Consider the following 20,278-nt stretch of genomic DNA (forward strand, 5'->3'; position numbering starts at 1 on the left):
CTTCACCATCGTAGCCCACTACAGCATCTTGCTGTCCATTAATTCGAACGCTATAGCCTGGTAATAATGGTGAGTTGTTTTTATCAACCACTCTCACTAAACCTGAAATAACCTGATGAGCACCAAAGTCGACTAAAGTCCCTTGGCGATAGCCTACTACTGTTTTTTGATCTGTAGATTTAACATTCCAATTTAAAGGAAGATATGATGGATCTAAATAAATATGGTTCTCTCTATATGGCATAAGACTAGGAATAAGAAATCTTCCAGACTTGTCAGTTGTTCCTAGATTTATCCCACCATTTATAATTTGGCTTTGCGGTCCGGCATTGGTGACAACAGCATAACCATCCCCTATTTCATTGGCCGCAAATATACGTCCTGCCGCCGCAACCAACGATCCTGTCGCTGAAAGTGCAACTTGGTCATTATCCCCAATTCGGTTATAACGACCTGTCAGATACGCAGCCCTTGCTCGGTACGAACCATAGATCGATGCATTGTTAGTATGCGCATCCTGATCTCGCTCTACATATCCACCCCATCCAAATGAGCCAATGTGTGGATCACTAAATCCATTTACTTCTTGTCTATACGTTGTTTTACCACTGTCATTAGAAAAACTTGTTATTGCATTAACTTTTATAGATGGCGTATAGCGCAGCGCAAAGTAAATGCCATAGTCCTTATGGTTTTCATAATCTTTATAAGCTGAACTATAAAAACCCCAGTTCTTGTTTAAACTTCCACTTAAGTTGGCAGACAGTAACTTATACGAGTTATCACTGTACTTGATCTGGTTATAACCGACATAAACACCATAGCCTGCATAAAAGTTATAGTTGATCCCTGCCCTAATAATCTCATCTGCCAGCGCGCTATAGCTAAGATAGTTTTGTGGCTCAGCACTAATCTGGTTTTCTTTTAAATATCGGATTTGAGACACACGGGCCAGATCAAAGTAGTTATCAAATACTTTGCGGTAACTGGTGTTAAATGAAATGTTCTTGCTAATACGCCCTTCTAAACCGACCAGAGCCGAATAGCCGTTTTCATCCTTATACTGACTGGCGGCAATATCGGCATTAATCACCCCCACACCAAACAAATTCTTGGCGAAACCTGTTCCTACGTTGGAAAGACCATCTGTTGAGGCTTCCACACCCCCACTTAAGGTTAGTGAATTGCTATAACCATAACGAATTGCACCAGAGGCAAAGGTGGCATCATCATAATCGTTTGAGTACAGCCCATAGTTATAGCGTGGAACCCCAACATCTACTGAAAACTCATTTATGCCTTTTGCCAGAATCTTCGATGAAAAGTAGTAAGGCTTTTTAGTAATGATTTGCTGACCTGTGGCATCAGTCGTCACCAGTGTGACTTCATTTCCTGAAATAAACGGCAGCTGTTTAATGTCAAATGGGCCTGACGGAACAAGGCCTGAATAAATCTTTTGCTGGTTAACGTATAAGTCCAGTGTTGAAGGCAGTGCCGCCGAACCGGAAAATTGCGGCAACGCCGAGGTAACAATATCACCACGCTGGGTATAGGCACTCGACCACTGCAAACCGGCAAGACGCACACTACTGCCCCAGTCCGAGCTGTTAGAAATAAAGTCACCTAGGGTATATATCCTGACTTTTTCAGGGTCTACATATTGCCATTTACTTTCCAGACGCACCCACTTCTCATGGCTATAGCTCGTTTCATTACTACCGTTATATAAAACGCCTGATGAAAAGTTACCGAGTGCACTATTAAAAATTCCTTCAGCTGAACCTGAGAAAATACTCTCATCATTGGTTATAGTGTGGTACAGGCTGTAGTTCAGGATTGCAGCATTTAAGGGTTTCATTTTCAGCAAGTTAGTGTTTGTAGTCGATTGACCATTTAAGTCAACAGAATAGTCACTCAACATGCTCGAAGGAACTTGTAAGTTTAAAGATTGCTCATTTTCCAGATATTTAAACTGGATTCCTTTAAGTTCATTAATACATACCCATTGGCTATCTGGAATATGCTCATCCATTTTTAGCCTTAAAGCTTTTAGATCACGGGCACGAACATATAACTTTTTATCTTGATCTTGGTGTACCGATATTAAATCAGTAGATGTATTAGAATTGATCGAAATATTTAAAAATAGCTGAATATAGCCTTTATCAGAACCAGATGCCTGAAAAGCGGAGTTTGTTACTTCCGGAATATTGGGTAAAGCAGCATTGGTGTTATCTTGTAATGATTCAGCAAAAGCATGAATCGGCAAATACATAACACATAAAGCACTTACGAGATATTTCATATGTGCCTCTTTAAAGAGATGCTGGCTTACCGTTAATATTCAATGAAATATTATATTTATGATCAGCTTGAAATTTAAAATCAGAACTAATATTAAAGTTTCTTGATTTTCCGGAAAGAATATAACCATTTACGGTATTTACTTTAATCGGATAACTTTTGTTTGAAGTAGTATCTACAAGCGTTAAATTATTTAACAGTGCATGGCGATTGCCAATATTATTAATGGAAAGATAAGCACTATTTTGTTCTTGTTGTATTGACCAAGTCAGCTTAGTCATCGCATCTTTATTGACTACAAACACAGGCAATGATGAGCGAAGCAATACATTTACACCTTGAGAAGCTTTTCGGCTATCAATAGGCTTGGGTAATTCATCAATAATAATACGGTAGGTTTTTTCACCAGAAATTGGTTCCGGCTTAATTCTAACTACTCGTAAATTATAAGAATCATTAGGTTTTAATTTTAAAAAAGGTGGGCTAATTGCAATATCATCTGTAGGAATTAATTGATCTTGCCCAGCATTTTGGTTCCATTCAAATATACGTACCTGTAAATCAGCACTTTCATTTGACTGGTTATACAAGCTAATTGAAGATGCAGTCTGATCACTCAATATTTCAACATTTACAGGAGAAAGACGTATTGAGGCAGCATTTAACATACTAGGCAAAAATAATAATAAACTTGTAGCAACAAAGATATTTTTTCTCATGATTTGCCCAGAATTACTTTTCTCAAATTAAACTTAAGCTAGCTCTTTCAAATAAGAGCTAGCGTCAACAATGAATAGAACTTATTTAAAATTAATAAGTAACAGTCACAGTATCAACATAACTACCTGCACTTGGCAAAGTTGAGCCAGCAGGAATACGGCCATACACGTTCACTGTTTGTACTGCGCCAGTACCTGTACCACTATAGGCTGTTGTTGAAATACCGATTGCTGTTGCACGGTTAGTGTCAGAGAAAAGGTTATAAGGGATATATTCGTTACTTGTTGCACCACCAATCATACGGCGTTGAGTTGTTTGAGCATTTTTGCCTGCATCAAAAGCTAAAGTCCATGGCACAGTATTGTTACATAACACTTTAATAGCTGTACCGCCCGTAGTAGTCGTATCTGCATCTACATTGTTAGCAAGAGAGCTTAAAGTACCAAAATCTAAAACTGCATTAGCAGTTGTACCCGTAGCTGATGTATTCAATACACAACTATTTGTAATTGTTGCTTTAACAGTTAATGTACCTGTAGCCGTTGCAGCATTTGCGACATTGATAGACATTAACCCCATAGCAATTGCTGTTAAACCGATGAGAGATTTTTTCATGATTGAAAACCTTTTTACATTACGCCAATAAGAATTAATAGATGTAAAAACTAGCCTTCCCCAATCCAATCACTAGCTTTTCTGACTGTTTTTTCAAAGCGTCTTTTTTTTTACTCTACTGTGCGCGCATCATACAAAAAAACAACAAAAATGCTGATATTAGTTTCATTTTAAATATCTATTAACAATTCAAAATCCGATGGATTTCTCAATTATGTGTTTTTATATGGTCTATACCACTTTTTGTAGAAATTTCCGGTAATTTTATTCACTTTTTTATTAGTTTTAATAAAAAATCATAAAATTTCATTAGTTAAATTTTACCATCATTCTTTATAGTTTATCATTTATTAAAATTTCCCTTCCAGCAGGAGAGCAAAATTTAAGCTTTTGTTTGTTCTATATATTTTAAATGAATAAGAAAATAATATTCTATGAATAAGAATTCTAAGGAAGTGAAAGGTGGTTTGATCACTTTTCCCAAAATTGAGGTAAGAAATGTCATCTAGCTTTAGCAAAAAAGATAAATATGCTTTAAGTATTTCTAAAGACTAAATGAAAAATGAATCCTAAAATTCCCCCTACCATTGCAAAGCCCAGTTGTACATAAGCTTTACCATACCAAGCAAGTCTATTTAATTGATAATTTCCTTCATTCACATTAATCATCCACATATTTTTAATATCCCAACTATGGAATCCTTTTGGTCGTTCTGCAAAAAAATCAAGAATAGGTGTAAATCCTAAAATGAATAAAATGCCCAACAATGGATAGACGATACAACCAGGAAAAATAGGTTTCTTCTTTTGTTCCATGGAATCAAATATTAGGGCAATAATAACTAGTAAAGTTTCAGCTAAAGCTACTTTTTTAAAAGTTTCGAAGTCATAGCCAAGATAAAACATTAAAAACAATAAAAAAATATCAGTAAAAAAAACAGAAAATGTTAAAAATTTCCAGCTCATTTCAAACCCTTACTTGATTTTTTAGAATGCTATATAGTTGTAATAAAATCTATTGAAAATATCCTTTCAATTGACAAATACTATCAAAAAATGTTTAAAAAAACATAAAGCCATTAACTTAAAAGCTAGATTTTTGATCAAACTCATACAAGCAAATTTCAGACTTGATTAAATTTATAAAGTTAAAAAACTGTTTAGATTAATTCCCAGATTTATTTAGATTTTTTATTAACTAGCTTAATAAATAATAGCAGGCTTATTTAAAACATCTAAACCATAAAAACTCTCATATATTTTATAATCAAAGCAATAATTATAAAAGTTCATTATTTATAAAACCAACTTTATCTTAAAATTATTACGCCACAACTTTTAGAAAATTAAATATCCTCTATTCAATTTAATCTTAAATATAATCATTTACTATTGATATATGCTCTTACAGCTAACAATTCCCTACTTGTAGTTTAAGCTGCTTCTTGGCAAGGTATGTGCCAGTAAAACATTAGGAATTTGTTCACATATGGCGAGTCCAGCACAAATCATTCGACATAAATTTCTCAATACATTCTTTTCACGCCATTCACTCTGGTTCTTGTGTATTTTTACGGCACTTAGTATCACGTGGTTTAGAACCGTATATACGCCTCATAGTATCTATTATTTTATTTCAGATACTCTACTCAATGGTTTATGGGTCGTTACTGGTGCATTAAGCTTATTGGGTTTATATGACGTCTTACAAAATAGACACTCTATCTTGAGAAATTACCCAATTATGGGTCATTTTCGTTTTTTATTTGAAGATATACGTCCAGAAATTCGCCAATACTTTATTGAAGCCGATCAAGATGCTCTACCTTTCTCGCGTATGCAAAGAAGCTTAGTTTATCAACGTGCAAAAAATGAAAATGCCGATAAACCTTTCGGGTCAATCATAGATGTCTATCAACAAGATTATCGCTTTATTGTTCACTCAATTAGTCCATGCCCACCAGCAGATCCTAAGAGTTTTCGTATTCAAATTGGTAATGCACAATGCCTTCAACCCTATAGTGCATCTATTATGAATATCTCTGCCATGAGCTTTGGTAGTTTAAGTGCAAATGCAATTCGTGCATTAAATAAAGGTGCACAGTTGGGGGGGTTTTATCATGACACTGGTGAAGGAAGTCTCAGCCCTTATCATTTAGAAAATGGTGGTGATATTGTTTGGCAAATTGCCAGTGGCTATTTTGGTTGTCGAACTTTAGATGGAAAATTTGACGAACAAAAGTTTGCTAAACAGTCTCAATTGCCACAAATCAAAATGATTGAGTTAAAGCTTTCACAAGGTGCTAAACCCGGGCATGGCGGTATTTTACCTAAGCATAAAATTACTGCTGAAATTGCCGAAATTCGTGGTGTTTCACGTGATCATGACTGTATTTCACCAGCAAAACATTCTAGCTTCTCTACACCAATTGAAATGATGCACTTTTTGCAAAAGTTACGCACTTTATCTGGCGGCAAACCTGTTGGTTTTAAACTATGTATTGGGCAACCTTGGCAGTTTATGAGTATTGTAAAAGCAATGCTTGAAACAAAAATTGTGCCTGATTTTATTGTGGTAGACGGTTCTGAAGGTGGTACTGGTGCAGCACCAATTGAGTTTAGTGACTATATTGGTACTCCCTTACGTGAAGGCTTACGTTTTGTACACAACACGCTTGTAGGTGCTGGACTAAGAGACCAAGTTAAAATTGGTGCAAGCGGTAAAATTATTAGCGCATTTGATATTGCTAGTACTTTTGCATTAGGTGCAGATTGGGTTAACTCAGCACGCGGTTTTATGTTTGCAGTTGGGTGTATTCAAGCGCAAAGTTGTCATACCAACCAATGTCCTGTAGGTGTAGCAACTCAAGATAAAGACCGTCAAAAAGCACTACATGTACCCACTAAAGCAGAGCGCGTGTTTAATTTCCATAAAAATACATTACATGCCTTATCAGAAATGATTGCTGCTGCTGGTTTACGCCATCCTTCAGATATTAAAGCTCATCATTTGGCTCAGCGTGTAAATGACCGTGAAATCAAGAACTATGCTCAATTGCATTTCTTCTTGAAAGAAGGAGAACTTTTACAATCTGAACTAAAAAATGATGATGATAATTTCTATTACCGTATGTGGAATATGGCCGATGCCAATCATTTTTAATTTAAATTAGATTGATTATTTGGGCATCATCTTTATTGTGATGCCCTTCTATTTTCTAACTTATTATGTGATTTTTATTTAAATAAAATTCTGTTATTAATTTGTCTTTGCTATATTTTTCACCTACTATAAAAGTATAAATAATATACACACTTTAATTTTATTAAATAAATATCCTCAAATTGTTATAACAAGAAGGTGTTCACTCATGTTAAAAAAAACATTCATTCCCACTTTTATTGCTCTTGCTGTTGGTTTAAGTAGCTATGCAGCCGCTTGTACACGTGCGGTATATTTAGGCAATGACCAACATGTTATTACAGCCCGCTCAATGGACTGGAAGGTTGATACAGGCACAAATTTATGGATTTTGCCGAGTGGTGTTGCCCGTGATGGGAGTGCAGGACCAAATTCAATAAAATGGACGTCTAAATATGGCAGCGTTATTGCTACAGGTTATGAAGTTGCTACAACCGATGGAATGAATGAGGTTGGTTTAGTCGCTAATGTCTTATGGTTAGTCGAATCTCAATATCCAGATGTAAAAAAATCTAATAAACCATTATTAAGTATTGCAGCTTGGGCGCAGTATCTACTCGACAATTTTGCAACCGTTGATGAAGCCGTTAAAGCTCTTGAAAAAGAACCCTATACAATCGTGACAGATAGCGTTCCGGGCGAATCAAGACTCACAACACTCCATTTGTCTATTTCCGATAAAACAGGTGATAGTGCAATCATTGAATATATCGGCGGAAAACAAGTGATTCATCACAGCCGAAGTTATCAAATTATGACTAATTCCCCTACATTTGATAAACAGCTTGCACTTGCGGAATATTGGAAACAAATCGGCGGCACCGTTATGCTACCAGGTACTAACCGTGCTTCTGACCGTTTTGCACGAGCATCATTTTATATTAATGCAATTCCAAAAACTGATGATATGAAACAAGCTCAGGCTTCTGTATTTAGTGTCATTCGGAATGCCTCTGTTCCATATGGATTGAATACACAAGAAGAGCCTAATATTTCATCGACTCGCTGGAGAACTGTTGCAGACCATAAACAGATGCTTTATTTTTTTGAATCAGCCTTATCACCAAATGTATTTTGGGTCGACTTGAAGAAAATAAATTTTAAAGATGGTAAAACGCGTAGACTGGATCTCGGTCCCGAGCAAAGCCATATCTATGCTGGAGATGCGACTTCTGACTTTAAAATTGCAAAACCATTTGCTTTTTTAAGCCCCAAAACTCTTTAATGAAGGGTAAAATTTATCATCTCTAAGATAAATAATATTAAACGTGCTTTCTTGGAATTACATTATGAAAAAAGCCCTATTTTTATTAGGTACTTGTTTACTTACAGCAGCTTGTAGTACGACTTCGTATAAGTCTAATACCACGACAACAACATCTGAGGTAAAGACAGCGGGTCAGCTTAATTGCTTACCTACAGAACTTTGTCCAAGCTTACTCGTTAAATGGAATGAACAACAGAAAAACCAAGTCCGCGTAGATGTACATTTAAGTAGTAGTTATAACTTCTATGATATTAATTCATTAGTATTTGATATTGACGGGAAACAATTTAGTTATAAACCAGCTCAAGCTACTGAGAAAACAAATGTCAGTCGCCTTGTTCCTAAGCACTCGACGACATACTTTATTATTCCAAGTCAATTCTTACAGGAATTTAAAAACGCGAAAAACATTAATGTTTTAGTTAAAACTGATAAAGGTATTATTGAGCGAAATATGTATTCACCGCAAAAGCAATCTTCAGTGTATAAAAATTTCGTTGAGCTTTATCAAAGCTTAAAATAATCATCTGATTTGATTAACTGATGCACTCAATCTATTGACTAGAGTGAGTGCATTAATTTTTTAATAATAAAAATGCTTTGGCTTAGCATGTAAAAAGGCTGGAATTAAACCAGTTAAAGCTGCACGTATATCTGCACGTTCATTAATTAATTGATGAGACCCCTCTTCAAGCATTAACAAGGTTTGAAGTCTAAACTTCCGTCGAATGAACTCAATGTTATAGCGCCAGTCTACCGTTTGGTCTAATGCCCCTTGTGCTAACCAAACAGGAATACGACAAGCTGGACGCTCTTCCATTTCTTGCATCCATTTTGACATTGCTAAAATCCAGTCCATCCCCATCATGCGTGGTTGTAATGGATCTTTTAAACGAACAAAACGTAAAAATTCAGGATTATGATTGTTACGTCTAAAGTGTCTTGGTACTTGGCGTTTAATACGACGAATAATGCCCAGTCCCACTGGATTATGCCACCATGCTGTTTTAGCTGGTCGAATTAAAGGTGAAAGTAGCAAAACTCTATCAACAATTGGATCTTGTCTTTTTTCAGCATACTCGAGCAAGTGATGCATCCAGATTGCTCCACCCGTGCTTTGGCCGATACCCACCCACGGTTTTGGTAACTGATCTGCATGTTTGACATACTGATAAACCGCCATTAGAACTTGCTGGTAATGATCAAAATTTTGAATACTTGCAGGTGAACCATTACTTAAACCATGACCAGGTAAATCATAAGTAATTACACTGAAGCCTTGTTCAAGAATTTCACGGATAATAGGTTGATAAATCCCACTATGTTCAAGATAGCCATGCAACAAACATACAGTCCCCTGTACTTTGTCTAATTTAGGCTTAAAAACTTGGACATGCAGACGAAATAAAGGCATTTGAACATAGCCTTGCCAATGGTCACAGTCGAGTAAATGCAAACCGTATAATTTGCGGTATGCTAAAAGTTCACGAGAAGGCTCTTCTAATGTATTTAAATTGAGTGGACTTAAAACTTGTGGAGTGAGATCACGGTTAGGTACCGGTAAATCTAATTGTTTTAATACGGCAGGATTGAGAAATGGAATCTCAGACATTAAGGCACCTCTCGACAATCACTTGAACCAAATAACATGTCACGAATTGTCGCAAGTAATTCATAATTTGCACGACGACTATGATCGTAGTTTTGTATACTCGGTTGCCAACGTGTAAGCGGTGTTGGCATAGGGGCAATAACTGGAATCGTTTCGATACCATTCAGAGCAAATAAACGGCGCGTACGCGGCATATGATATTCATCTGTAACTAACATTACTGTAGGTGCACCGCCTTTCTTTTGAAGCAGTAATGAACTAAAACGAGTATTTTCACAAGTATTCATACTTTTTTGTTCTAATAATTTTGCATCGACACCACGTTTTTTTAACCATGCTTGCATATATGGTGCTTCAACACCACTTAATACAATTGGTAGATGGTTTTGCTTTTCAACTTCTAACGTTTTCTCTAGTCTTAAGCGGGTATAACTATTAACTACAATATCTTTGCCATTTTTATCTAAAGTTAAACCGCCACCTAGTACTACAATAGCATACGGTTCTGTTAACTTTTTAGGTTGAGTTGGCAAAGGATTTTTACGGACATATTCAACTTTTTGCTCAGGCTCACTTACCGCTTTTTGATGTTCAGGTACTACGGGTTTTCTTGCTAAAAACTCGGTATATTGTTCAGTAAGAGCTTTGTTTTCAGAACTGTTAATAAAAAGCGCTTCATCTATAGGGCTACTTGTTTCATCAGCTGCATCAATTTCTGAGTTTTTCGCGACTAATGGAACACTTATAGCTGAAGTTTCTTCCTCTTCTTCCATCTCTTGTTCTTTTTCTTCTAAAAGAATAATTTGCTGCAAAGCTTTATAGTTTTCTTGCATGTAGCCCAAGTCTGCTGTCTTTTTTTCACGTATAGCATCTTCGGTAAGCTTTAAATAAGCCTGACGAGCAATCCATAAGTTTGAACCAGGCTCTAAGTTATCATGTTCACTTAATGCAGCTTTTCGCTGGCTTTCCGCTGCCACTTCATTCACATCTACTGGAACAAAATAGTTAAGTCCAGCTACAATAAGTTTTGAATAAAATGGCGAATATAGAAAAACCACGAAACAGCCCAATAGTACAAATAGTACAGTAACTACTTGTACAAAACGTACCATCAAGTGTACTTTTGGCATAGAACTATTCCGTATGATTTTCAATTAAACCTAAACTGTTATAAAGCACAGGTTCTGGTTCTAACATAACATGGAAACGCTGATCAACATCGTGTTGTACAGCTTGATAAGTTTTCTTTACATCAGCAAGAGATGCATTGGCATAATTCACCAAAACCAAGGCTTGTTTATGAAACATCCCCACCACACCAAGTTGTTTTCCTTTCCAACCTGCTTGATCAATTAACCAACCCGCTGCAATTTTAACGTTACCGTTGGCTTGAGGATAATGTGGAATTGTTGAAAATTGTGTGATTAAGCGTTCAAATTCTTGAGCACTTACAATCGGGTTTTTAAAGAAGCTTCCTACATTTGGATATTCTTTTGGATCAGGTAATTTACTTTGACGAATACGGATGACCTGATTTTGTAAATTTTCAGCAGTGAGATTGTCTCCAACTGCTTCCTTTAAATCACCATAATTCAACTTTAAATGAGGTTGCTTGAGTAATTTAAAGGTGACATGCGTGATGATATAGCGCGTCGGATCATCTTTAAAAATGCTATGTCTATAAGAAAAATGACAGTCGGCCGCTAAAATTGATTGTGTCTCTCCAAGTTTACGGTCATAGACCTGTACTGACTCAATAAACTCACCAACTTCAACGCCATAGGCACCAATGTTTTGTACTGGTGAAGCACCCACTAAGCCAGGAATAAGGGCTAAATTTTGTAAACCAAACCAGTTCTGCTGTGTACTATATAAAACAAAATCGTGCCAAACCTGTCCTGCACCTACTTTGACTCGAACAAAATTCTGATCTTCAGATAAAACCTCTATACCTTGAATATCAAGGTGAATGACTAATGCATTAATTTGCTGTGGCAGCAACATATTACTACCGCCAGATAAAACAAGTACATTTAGCTCATGCTGTTTAGCAAAATCCAAAGCTTCTTTAATATCTTCAACAGACGTAATCTTAGTATAATGAGAAGCTGTTACATCTAAACTTAAAGTATTGAATGGCTTAAGCTGTACTTGATTTTGAATTTGCATTGTATTGATAAACCTATTCTTAAACTTTCAATTGTTTTTTCAAAACATTAATCCATGCGAGAGTACTCGATTCACATTGGTCAAGTACACGCTCGAAGCCGTCATCACCACCATAGTAAGGATCAGGCAAAGCTTGCTTTGGATATTGGGGATCATGTTCACTCATTAATGCGACTTTTGCTCGAATTCGATGGCTACCAAACTGAAAGATAGCGTTTTGCAATAAATCATGAATATCTTCAAAGTTTTGATGGTCCATTGCCAAAATCAAATCAAACTCTAAAAAATCTTGAGTTGAAAGTTGTCTAGCACGTAAAGATGACAAGTCATAGCCTCTTTTCTTAGCATGCTTTTGGCTACGCTGATCAGGAGCTTTATTTGGGTGATAATTACTCGTTCCAGCCGAATCAACGATTACATTGAGTTGATGCTTATCACAATAATGTCTGAAAACCACTTCAGCGGTGGGAGAACGGCAAATATTTCCTAAACAGACACATAAAACCTTATATTGTGTTTCCATTAGAAATTAGTTCCAAACACTTGAATTACATAGAAATAAACAGGTTACTTGCAAAGTTACTGCAAAATGCTAACAAACTATAAATCTGGCCAAGTCTGTATTGATCCTGATGACCTGTTGCATTTTGTCAAAACTCACTTGTGTTGAAAAGGAAAATAATGTTTATCAATAGATTAAAAGTTGATAAATCAGTCGATAAAGTAGCTAATTTTGTCTTTTTATTTTAAATAGGGGTATCAAAAATATTTTGAGCAAAGCCCGCTCAATTATAAAAGCCCTACTTAAAGGGCTTTGAACAAATCATTTTGCTGAAGTCATTAACTCAATCATTTGTTTTGTTGGACTTAAGCTACCTAATTGCCACTGTTCAGGTGGATATTCATCAATTCTTATCCAAACATGCTCTCGAAAAGTAGGATTACCCTTACCCTCTATTTCTACAAATAAGTCTGTTATCCGTTTAAAAAGTTCGGCCTTACTGTCTTTATCGAGTAAACCTTCTATAGTTTGTATATTTATAAATGGCATAATGCTACCTGAATTAATACTAGGTCTAAATTACAGACTCATCCTAATTGGAGCTTCCTCTAATGTCAAATCAAATTATTCCAGACCATAAATTTCCCGAAGATGTATGTGGAATCTTTAAAATTACTGAAATATTGAGTGACAGATGGACAATCCTCTTATTAAGAGAAGCTTTCTATGGGGTAACAAAATTTAATGATTTTTTAGTAAATACAGGAATATCAAAACAAATTTTATCTAATCGTCTCAAACATCTTATTGAATTAGAAATATTTGAGTTATCTATTTATAAAGAAATAGGTGTACGAGAACGTAAAGAATATTTACTTACCAAAAAAGGTAAAAGCCTAAATATTGTTTTGCTTGCTATGCTTGAATCTGGCGGTAATTTTATTGAAGCAGATCGGGATGTTGTTAAAGTTTTTAAGAAAAATTCAGATGATGAACTCAAATTAAAACTTGTTGATTCATTTGACCAAGTTATAGATTTTAATCATTTGGAACTGAAACTAACTCATCGTAGCCATAAGAAATAAATTTTTGTATGTTCCTCTCTTTTATGTTTAAGCCTAAATGAAAGATATTTATAGATAATATAAAAAAAGCCTACTCTTTCAAGTAGGCTTCCCCTTATGACTTTGCGCTGATCATTAAGGTTTATTGTTGTTTAAGGCAACATCTCAATTTTACAGAAATACTTAACAATTAAAACCCTACCAATAGCTAATAATCATTATTTAATGGAAAAACTCTTCAGTAGTTTTTACCTTAGCAAAAGCATTGTTTAAAACTTGGTTATGATGATCAATTATGTGCTGCGCATCTAAAACCGTAGAATCAGATGTTGTATGGGCATCAGAGATTAAAGTTACTTTGTATCCAAACTCTGAAGCAGCTCTAATAGTCGTATCTATACAATATTCCGTTTTCATCCCACTCACTATAATTTCATCAATATCAAGTTTCTCTAATAGTTCTTTTAAGACAGTATGCTTGAAACTGCTCGGATATGTTTTCTCAATGACAATATCTTTATCTGGATTGCAAGATAACTCTGTTATCAACTGAGTATTTAGGCTATCGGGATCTAAAGGCGTATCTTTTTCGCCGACATGACGGACAAAAATAATTGGCTTGTTATTGGAACGGTGATAATTAATCAGCTTAAGAATATTTGAAAGTACAAATTGATGGTTATATGGCGTCGACTTTGCTTTGAATAGTCCATTTTGCATATCAATGATGAGTAAAACTGATTTTGAGTTATAACTTTGGTCCATAATCTTTCTCTGAAAAAGCCAATAATGAGCAGAGAAAAATAAACCCAGCCATTATTGGCTGGGTTGAGGTATTTTATTAAGTCGCTCTAACAAAAAATCACACGCAGCCTTTTTTAAAGGTCGTGGTGGTGGTATTGATTTTTTTTGGTAAACAGTTCATGAATTAAACTTGCTCATCATTAAAGCGTATTTAAACATAGCATAATTTTTTTTTAAAACACAAAATTTTGTCTTTTAAGTTATTGATCGTTTTAGTCAAACCTTATTTAATACGGGAAAATTATTTATTTTTGAATAATTTATCAGTCATATTTTTATCAATTTTGCTACGATGCCCATTTTGAAAGTATCGATCGACATGACATAGCTTTGTTTTGGTATCACAAAACACACCATTTGAGAATGTAAATGCTGAAGTATCAAAATCGCCTTGAGAGAAAGCTTTATTCGCTTTATAAGGACCTAAATATTTAGCTGTAAGTTTTTTAGAGACGCCTTTTTTGTCCGCACAAATGTATTTATCACAAATGACACCCTTTTGAGGTGAATATACACCAGAGTTAGTTTTCGCCATCGCTGCAGAGCTAAGCATGAAGCAAGTACATCCAATAACACTAAGTAAAGTTTTAGAAATTTTCATTTTTAGAACCGAATAAAATTATAAATTGTTAAGACATTATATAAAATTACTAACCTGCTCGAAAATCTACACAAGGCCACAAATAACAAAAAGCCCACGGTTCAATGGCCTTTTAAATAACTTGTACACCTGTTAAATATTCCTCTTCGAGCACATACAAACAGTGCTCACCTCATACAACCCTCAACATAATTGCCTCAGAACTACTTTATTTTAAAGCGTCTTATGCTAAGTTACTTAAAGATTGAATAGAACCGTTCAACAATAATTTTCAAGAATAAGGAAATAATGTATATGAGCCATTTTCAATTTCAAACTGTTCCAAATATCATCTCTGGCTTAGGCTCTATACAAGAATTACAGAATGTTTTGTCTTCAAAATCTTACCGTAAGTTATTGCTAGTCACAGATGCTGGTATGGTTAAAAACCAATTACACCGTCCCATCCTGCAAATTTTAGATACCCTCAATATTGAATATGTCATTTATGCAGATGTGCAGGCTGATCCGCCAGAACAAGTCGTTTTAGATGCGGCCAATTATGCAAAACAGCAAAATGTAGATGTCATTATTGGTTTTGGAGGTGGTAGCTCTTTGGATGTGGCAAAAGTAATCGCTTTGCTCTCGCATCCTGATCAAACTCAAAGTTTGCAAGAGATGTATGGCGTAAACCAAGTAACCACCACTCGCCTACCACTTATATTGATTCCTACTACTGCGGGCACAGGTTCAGAAGTAACGCCTATCTCAATTGTAACTACTGGCGAGACAACAAAAATGGGGATTGTTTCCCCAGTACTATATGCTGATACAGCAATTCTTGACGCAACTTTTACTCAAAACCTTCCAGCACATATTACCGCTGCAACTGGTATCGATGCTATGGTCCATGCCATTGAGGCATATACTTCTAAACACAAAAAAAATGTTTATACCGATATTTTAGCCAAACATGCACTGAAATTATTGAACCATAATTTACCGAAAGTTCTTAAAGATGGTAATGATTTAGAAGCACGTCAAAACATGCTTTTTGGTTCAATGCTCGCGGGGCAAGCATTTGCAAACTCGCCCGTTGCTGCGGTACATGCTTTAGCTTATCCACTGGGTGGACATTTTCATTTATCGCATGGACATACCAATGCCTTAGTGCTGGTTGAAGTATTAAAATTTAATGCGCCGAATGCAAAAAAATACTATGCGGAACTTATGCAATGGTTAGACCCATATAGCAATGGCAGCACTGATGGCTTGTGTGATCTGTTCATTGACCATATGCAGAACCACTTAGACCATAGTGGCTTGACCTTAAAACTTAGAGATTTGGGTATTGATGAGTCGAGCTTACCTCGGCTTGCTCAAGATGCCATGTTGCAAACTCGCTTACTACAAAATAACCCACGAGACATGACAGAAGCCGCCGCTTTGGCAATTTATCAGGCGATTCATTAATGACTAAACCAGTTTTAAAAAATCGAGATCAATTTAAGTTCTTTTTAGACATTCAAACGCGTTGGGCAGATAACGATATTTACGGTCATGTGAATAATGTAACTTACTATAGTTACTTTGATACAGCAGCCAATGCTTTACTCATTCAAAAAACAGGTTTTGATATTCATGAAGCAAAATCAATTGGGTTAGTGGTTGATTCAGCTTGTAGCTTTTTACAAGAGTTATCATTTCCAGAAATTATTCAAGTAGGTGTTGCGATTGGTAAAATTGGTACGACTTCTCTACGTTATGAATTAGCGATCTTTAAACAAGGTCAAGATCAAGCCTCAGCTCAAGGACATTTTGTGCATGTGTTTGTAGATCGTGAAACGCGTAAGACTGTACCTATTTCTGAGTCAGTTCGTGAAGCTTTAAAAAGTTATTTATTATAAAAAATGGGGCAAAAAGAAAATGATCTGTTCTTTTTTGCCCTCTTCAAACTTACATCATTGCGGGATCACTAAAAGAGTCTTCACCCGTTTCGACTCGACCAGCAAAACGTCGATAATAATATGGATCACTTTGACTAGTTACTTCAAAATCATACCAATGCCCTACATCAGCCAAAGCCCAATGTTGTTTAATAACCTGTCCCACTTTTACGGTAAGTTGTAACGGCGCATCTTGTCGATATGCACAAGGTTTTAGCGTCAATATTGAATCCTTGGTTCCTTCATTCATAAGCTCGACATAAACATCACCATTGGCAATGTCATAACAGACGCGAATTTCAGGTTTAACGCCACTATCAACAATACGTTGAATATCCCCTTTGAAATGACGATGGTAGCCATTTGGACCGAGTACCCATAAGTCGTAACGGCCCAAGTTATCTTTTAAAGCATCCCATTCATCATCTAAAGTTTTATTCGGCTCGACAATGTAACGCTTTGGAATGCGATCCAAGTTGAGCTTGTCATAAACATGAAAAACCACAGCTTGCGTACCTGTATTAGAGAATATTAATTGTACCTTACCGTCCGCTTTACAGCGCGCACTGGTATGCAATTCGTAAGGTAGCGCACGCGACAAACGTATGCCACTTTGCTGAATCGGTAACTTAATATCCGTAGGTACAGGAACAGCGGGCAAGGCTTCTTGATTTTCTCTTAATGTATCTGCCTGCACACGTGTTTGTTTACCATCAAGCTGTGGTAAAGCATCAGCATTTGGTGTTTTAAAGTTAAATGCACTGGTCAAATCACCACACACTGCACGGCGGTATGGACTGATATTCGGTTCTTTTACACCAAAACGTTTTTCTAAGAACATGAGCACAGAAGTATGGTCAAACACTTGCGAGTTTACCCAACCACCACGGCTCCATGGAGAAATCACATATAAAGGAACACGCGGGCCCGGACCATAAACACGTCCATCAGGTGTAGGCTGTGAATGGCTTCCTTCAGGTGCAGCATGATCAAAATATTCATCCTGCATATCAGCATTGCTTAGTGTCGACTTACCTGCGTACTGGCCGTTTTTGAGTCGAGATGGTGCTGATGGGGACGGCATATGGTCAAAATAACCATCATTTTCATCGAAGTTAATAAGTAGTGCTGTTTTACTCCACACCTCTGGTACAGCAGTTAAAGCATCAATAATTTCTTGAATAAACCATGCCCCTTGAACCGGGCTTGAAGGGTCCGGATGTTCACAGTAAATTGATGGCGCATTAATCCAAGAAACTTGAGGTAACTTTCCTTCACGAATGTCTCTTTTAAAAGCGTCAAGATACTCTTCTGGTTTATTGCCCGGTAGCGTATTGGCAATGCCTTTATATAGTGGATTTTTGGCATTATCAGTAGCCGCATCATAGGCTTTATACGGTAGTTTTTGACCCGTATCGGCATACGGTTTATTCGGCTCTCCACCGCTTGAAACGGGATAACCGGATGCAATGTTGGCCTTTCTAAAAGAACGGAACGCACCCAACATATTATCGCCCCATTCATCCGGCATATTTTGATAGCAAATCCAGCTAACACCTGCTTCTTCTAAGCGTTCAGCATAGGTTTTCCATGTATAACCACGATCTGCCGTAGCGGGATTACCATCAATCCAGTCCCATTCATTATTTACAAATGAACGCTTAGTCGCTGTTGCCCCATTGGTACCAGTTAAATGAAAAGATCGGTTCGCATCTGTTCCAGTGTGCATGGAACAATGGTAGGCATCACAAATCGTAAAGGCATTGGCAAGTGCAAACTGATATGGAATTTCTTTTTCTTTAAAATAGCCCATGGATATATCAGTTTTATGGGTTGGCCAGTTCGCCATACGGCCATTGTCCCAAGCCAACTGACTATCATTCCACGTATGCGGCGTACCATCTGCGCGCTGTGCATTATTGGCTGTACCGTCTAAATGAAAAGGCGTTAAAACTTGCCCATTGCGTCTAAGCTGCTCCCAAACCTTACGACCATTTGGCAAAGGAATTGTAAAGCGGTCAGCAAAACCTCGAACGCCTTTTAACGTACCAAAGTAATGATCAAAAGATCGGTTTTCCTGCATCAAAATAATAACGTGCTCAATATCTTGAATGGTGCCCGTTTTATTATTTGCAGGAATTGCTAGAGCCTTTTGAATACTTGATGGGAAAGCCGCCAACGCTGCAGCACCAAAGCCCATATTTAAAGAGTAATTTAAAAATTTACGACGTGTAATCATGATCAAATTCTTTTTATTATTTAAGGTTATGGAGCACAGCGCATTACAGGCTTTTTACCTGTGTCTGGTGTATTCGAATTATCATTTGCAGAGTCGTTACAACCACTCAGTAAGAGTGCACCGATTAGTAAGAAATATGAATATTTAAAGGAAGTTATTCCTGTACATTGCCTTTTCATGACGATATATAGTCCATTTTAAAATCTAAAATGGCTAACATAGAAAAGTACAATGACAGTGGCGTGACCTGAATATTTCAATCCAGTGAAAAATATGAAAATTCTATTATTTCCATATTTTTCACCAAATCAAAACTCAATTGGAATTAAGGCTTTAATTGAATATTTTGTAATTCACCATCAAAAGTCTCTATAAGGCTTTTAATGACAGGTTGTTGCTGTAATAGCTCTGTCGCTCTATGGAAAGCTTTTTCTTTACGAATGCTTTGCATAACATAAGGTGTAGATGTATGAACTGCACCATATTCAACTGTAAACTGTGTATCTGCCCATTGTTGCTTTAAAGCATCAATTAGGCCTTGCTGTAATTGGGTTAACATATTTTCATATTCTTGAGGAATATGGAAAATCGTGTTGCCTCCAATTTCACCAGTCATCACACCATGTTGAGCAAGTTCTTGAACGGCTGGGGAAAGCTGACTATTTCTAAACCAATATTCCCACTTTTCAAGTGTCCACTCGCCTTCTAAAACTTGAGCAGAAAGCTTCAAAATATCCTGAGGCATCAACTGCCCGTTATCAGTTGCACTAGACTCTTTGATAACTGTAGCAGTTTCAACAACCACTTCGGCTTGCACCAATGTTTGCTGCTCAATAACAGGTTCAGAAACCAAATCATGAGTTACAGGTGCATCTTGACCCAGAGAAAATTCAGTATCAGATGTTTCAAACAAACCTTGCGGCTCAGCAGTAAATGTTGGCTCAGGTTCAGTTTGTTTGGCTTGGGTTTCAGCCTGAACATGTACTGCCTTTTGTTCTGGTACTGGAATGAAATCTTCCTCTAGAACACTAATCGTTTCTTGAACAGGTACTGACTCAAGCCCAATCAGCTCATGATGGTTTGGGTCAAATACCATTAAATCCTGATTAGACTGCGGTTCAGGTTCAGGTTCAGGTTCAGGTTCAGGTTCAGGTTCAGGTTCAGGTTCAGGTTCAGGTTCAGGTTCAGGTTCAGGTTCAGGTTCAGGTTCAGGTTCAGGTTCAGGTTCAGGTTCAGGTTCAGGTTCAGGTTCAG

General features: G+C 36.6%; 18 protein-coding genes and 1 pseudogene. 6 read left to right on the top strand and 13 right to left on the bottom strand.

Features of this window, described 5'->3' with window-relative positions; genetic code table 11:
• From J582_RS21645 to J582_RS21660, 4 genes are all read right to left on the bottom strand, one after another.
• A partial coding sequence (locus J582_RS21645) for a fimbria/pilus outer membrane usher protein (protein WP_032048581.1) occupies window positions 1–2,275 on the bottom strand: 2,275 nt, incomplete at its 3' end.
• 40 nt (window positions 2,276–2,315) lie between these two features.
• The gene (locus J582_RS21650) at window positions 2,316–3,023 is read right to left on the bottom strand and encodes a molecular chaperone (protein ID WP_032048582.1); all 708 of its coding nucleotides are present in this window, start codon (window positions 3,021–3,023) and stop codon (window positions 2,316–2,318) included.
• 91 nt (window positions 3,024–3,114) lie between these two features.
• A complete protein-coding gene (locus tag J582_RS21655; protein ID WP_031956504.1) occupies window positions 3,115–3,639 on the bottom strand; it encodes a spore coat U domain-containing protein in 525 nt (174 codons plus the stop codon).
• A 534-nt stretch (window positions 3,640–4,173) separates the two neighbouring features.
• Window positions 4,174–4,605 carry a hypothetical protein gene (locus tag J582_RS21660; protein WP_004886671.1) on the bottom strand — a complete coding sequence of 144 codons (432 nt, stop codon included), beginning with the start codon at window positions 4,603–4,605 and terminating at the stop codon, window positions 4,174–4,176.
• A 523-nt stretch (window positions 4,606–5,128) separates the two neighbouring features.
• Here J582_RS21660 and J582_RS21665 point away from each other — a divergent pair.
• From J582_RS21665 to J582_RS21675, 3 genes are all read left to right on the top strand, one after another.
• Entirely contained in the window at window positions 5,129–6,802 is a 1,674-nt protein-coding gene (locus tag J582_RS21665; RefSeq protein WP_002052116.1) for an FMN-binding glutamate synthase family protein, read from the top strand.
• Window positions 6,803–7,010: 208 nt separating this feature from the next.
• Window positions 7,011–8,066 (top strand): linear amide C-N hydrolase, encoded by a 1,056-nt coding sequence (locus J582_RS21670; protein ID WP_031983126.1) that lies wholly within the window; start codon window positions 7,011–7,013, stop codon window positions 8,064–8,066.
• A gap of 61 nt (window positions 8,067–8,127) precedes the next feature.
• Window positions 8,128–8,631: a hypothetical protein gene (locus J582_RS21675; RefSeq protein ID WP_081404935.1), complete on the top strand. Its 504-nt coding sequence runs from the start codon at window positions 8,128–8,130 to the stop codon at window positions 8,629–8,631.
• A 60-nt stretch (window positions 8,632–8,691) separates the two neighbouring features.
• Here the strand turns inward: J582_RS21675 and J582_RS21680 are convergent, their stop codons facing one another.
• The 5 genes from J582_RS21680 to J582_RS21700 all read right to left on the bottom strand — a co-directional run bounded on the left by J582_RS21680 (window position 8,692) and on the right by J582_RS21700 (window position 12,940).
• On the bottom strand, window positions 8,692–9,720 hold the full coding sequence (locus tag J582_RS21680) for an alpha/beta hydrolase (RefSeq protein WP_002052112.1): 1,029 nt from the start codon (window positions 9,718–9,720) through the stop codon (window positions 8,692–8,694).
• Entirely contained in the window at window positions 9,720–10,850 is a 1,131-nt protein-coding gene (locus J582_RS21685) for a YdcF family protein (RefSeq protein ID WP_031983129.1), read from the bottom strand. The genes J582_RS21680 and J582_RS21685 overlap by 1 nt, the downstream gene beginning before the upstream one ends.
• A gap of 4 nt (window positions 10,851–10,854) precedes the next feature.
• Entirely contained in the window at window positions 10,855–11,889 is a 1,035-nt protein-coding gene (murB, locus tag J582_RS21690; protein ID WP_031983131.1) for a UDP-N-acetylmuramate dehydrogenase, read from the bottom strand.
• Window positions 11,890–11,908: 19 nt separating this feature from the next.
• Window positions 11,909–12,412, bottom strand: a complete 504-nt coding sequence (locus J582_RS21695; protein WP_031983132.1) for a low molecular weight protein-tyrosine-phosphatase — start codon at window positions 12,410–12,412, stop codon at window positions 11,909–11,911.
• 300 nt (window positions 12,413–12,712) lie between these two features.
• Window positions 12,713–12,940, bottom strand: a complete 228-nt coding sequence (locus J582_RS21700) for a tautomerase family protein (protein WP_031983134.1) — start codon at window positions 12,938–12,940, stop codon at window positions 12,713–12,715.
• 62 nt (window positions 12,941–13,002) lie between these two features.
• Here J582_RS21700 and J582_RS21705 point away from each other — a divergent pair, with 62 nt between their 5' ends.
• Complete coding sequence (locus J582_RS21705) at window positions 13,003–13,476, top strand: winged helix-turn-helix transcriptional regulator (protein ID WP_031983135.1); 474 nt, start codon at window positions 13,003–13,005, stop codon at window positions 13,474–13,476.
• 201 nt (window positions 13,477–13,677) lie between these two features.
• Here the strand turns inward: J582_RS21705 and J582_RS21710 are convergent, their stop codons facing one another.
• Window positions 13,678–14,220, bottom strand: coding sequence for a cysteine hydrolase family protein (locus tag J582_RS21710; protein ID WP_022575566.1), 543 nt, complete (start codon window positions 14,218–14,220; stop codon window positions 13,678–13,680).
• A 280-nt stretch (window positions 14,221–14,500) separates the two neighbouring features.
• A complete protein-coding gene (locus J582_RS21715) occupies window positions 14,501–14,860 on the bottom strand; it encodes a YcgJ family protein (protein ID WP_002049049.1) in 360 nt (119 codons plus the stop codon).
• A gap of 294 nt (window positions 14,861–15,154) precedes the next feature.
• On the opposite strand from J582_RS21715, the gene J582_RS21720 reads away from it, so the two are divergent.
• Both J582_RS21720 and J582_RS21725 read left to right on the top strand, forming a co-directional pair.
• Window positions 15,155–16,312: an iron-containing alcohol dehydrogenase gene (locus tag J582_RS21720; protein WP_032048583.1), complete on the top strand. Its 1,158-nt coding sequence runs from the start codon at window positions 15,155–15,157 to the stop codon at window positions 16,310–16,312.
• Complete coding sequence (locus J582_RS21725) at window positions 16,312–16,746, top strand: acyl-CoA thioesterase (RefSeq protein ID WP_031983137.1); 435 nt, start codon at window positions 16,312–16,314, stop codon at window positions 16,744–16,746. Before J582_RS21720 ends, J582_RS21725 begins: the two co-directional genes overlap by 1 nt.
• 49 nt (window positions 16,747–16,795) lie before the next feature.
• Here J582_RS21725 and J582_RS21730 read toward each other — a convergent pair whose 3' ends face one another.
• Window positions 16,796–19,024: a phosphocholine-specific phospholipase C gene (locus tag J582_RS21730; RefSeq protein ID WP_031983138.1), complete on the bottom strand. Its 2,229-nt coding sequence runs from the start codon at window positions 19,022–19,024 to the stop codon at window positions 16,796–16,798.
• 325 nt (window positions 19,025–19,349) lie between these two features.
• Window positions 19,350–20,278, bottom strand: a pseudogene (locus tag J582_RS21735) (DNA polymerase III subunit gamma/tau); the annotation flags it as partial.

This window comes from Acinetobacter sp. 1566109 (assembly GCF_000582255.1).
Classification (GTDB): domain Bacteria; phylum Pseudomonadota; class Gammaproteobacteria; order Pseudomonadales; family Moraxellaceae; genus Acinetobacter; species Acinetobacter nosocomialis.

What these genes read in the sequence shown, in the direction of transcription:
- J582_RS21710 (WP_022575566.1), bottom strand. Translation starts at nt 14,220, where the DNA reads ATGGACCAAAGTTATAACTCAAAATCAGTTTTACTCATCATTGATATG.
- J582_RS21705 (WP_031983135.1), top strand. Translation starts at nt 13,003, where the DNA reads ATGTCAAATCAAATTATTCCAGACCATAAATTTCCCGAAGATGTATGT.
- murB (WP_031983131.1), bottom strand. Translation starts at nt 11,889, where the DNA reads ATGCAAATTCAAAATCAAGTACAGCTTAAGCCATTCAATACTTTAAGT.
- J582_RS21685 (WP_031983129.1), bottom strand. Translation starts at nt 10,850, where the DNA reads ATGCCAAAAGTACACTTGATGGTACGTTTTGTACAAGTAGTTACTGTA.
- J582_RS21680 (WP_002052112.1), bottom strand. Translation starts at nt 9,720, where the DNA reads ATGTCTGAGATTCCATTTCTCAATCCTGCCGTATTAAAACAATTAGAT.
- J582_RS21695 (WP_031983132.1), bottom strand. Translation starts at nt 12,412, where the DNA reads ATGGAAACACAATATAAGGTTTTATGTGTCTGTTTAGGAAATATTTGC.
- J582_RS21720 (WP_032048583.1), top strand. Translation starts at nt 15,155, where the DNA reads ATGAGCCATTTTCAATTTCAAACTGTTCCAAATATCATCTCTGGCTTA.
- J582_RS21700 (WP_031983134.1), bottom strand. Translation starts at nt 12,940, where the DNA reads ATGCCATTTATAAATATACAAACTATAGAAGGTTTACTCGATAAAGAC.
- J582_RS21715 (WP_002049049.1), bottom strand. Translation starts at nt 14,860, where the DNA reads ATGAAAATTTCTAAAACTTTACTTAGTGTTATTGGATGTACTTGCTTC.
- J582_RS21665 (WP_002052116.1), top strand. Translation starts at nt 5,129, where the DNA reads ATGGCGAGTCCAGCACAAATCATTCGACATAAATTTCTCAATACATTC.
- J582_RS21650 (WP_032048582.1), bottom strand. Translation starts at nt 3,023, where the DNA reads ATGAGAAAAAATATCTTTGTTGCTACAAGTTTATTATTATTTTTGCCT.
- J582_RS21730 (WP_031983138.1), bottom strand. Translation starts at nt 19,024, where the DNA reads ATGATTACACGTCGTAAATTTTTAAATTACTCTTTAAATATGGGCTTT.
- J582_RS21660 (WP_004886671.1), bottom strand. Translation starts at nt 4,605, where the DNA reads ATGAGCTGGAAATTTTTAACATTTTCTGTTTTTTTTACTGATATTTTT.
- J582_RS21670 (WP_031983126.1), top strand. Translation starts at nt 7,011, where the DNA reads ATGTTAAAAAAAACATTCATTCCCACTTTTATTGCTCTTGCTGTTGGT.
- J582_RS21655 (WP_031956504.1), bottom strand. Translation starts at nt 3,639, where the DNA reads ATGAAAAAATCTCTCATCGGTTTAACAGCAATTGCTATGGGGTTAATG.
- J582_RS21725 (WP_031983137.1), top strand. Translation starts at nt 16,312, where the DNA reads ATGACTAAACCAGTTTTAAAAAATCGAGATCAATTTAAGTTCTTTTTA.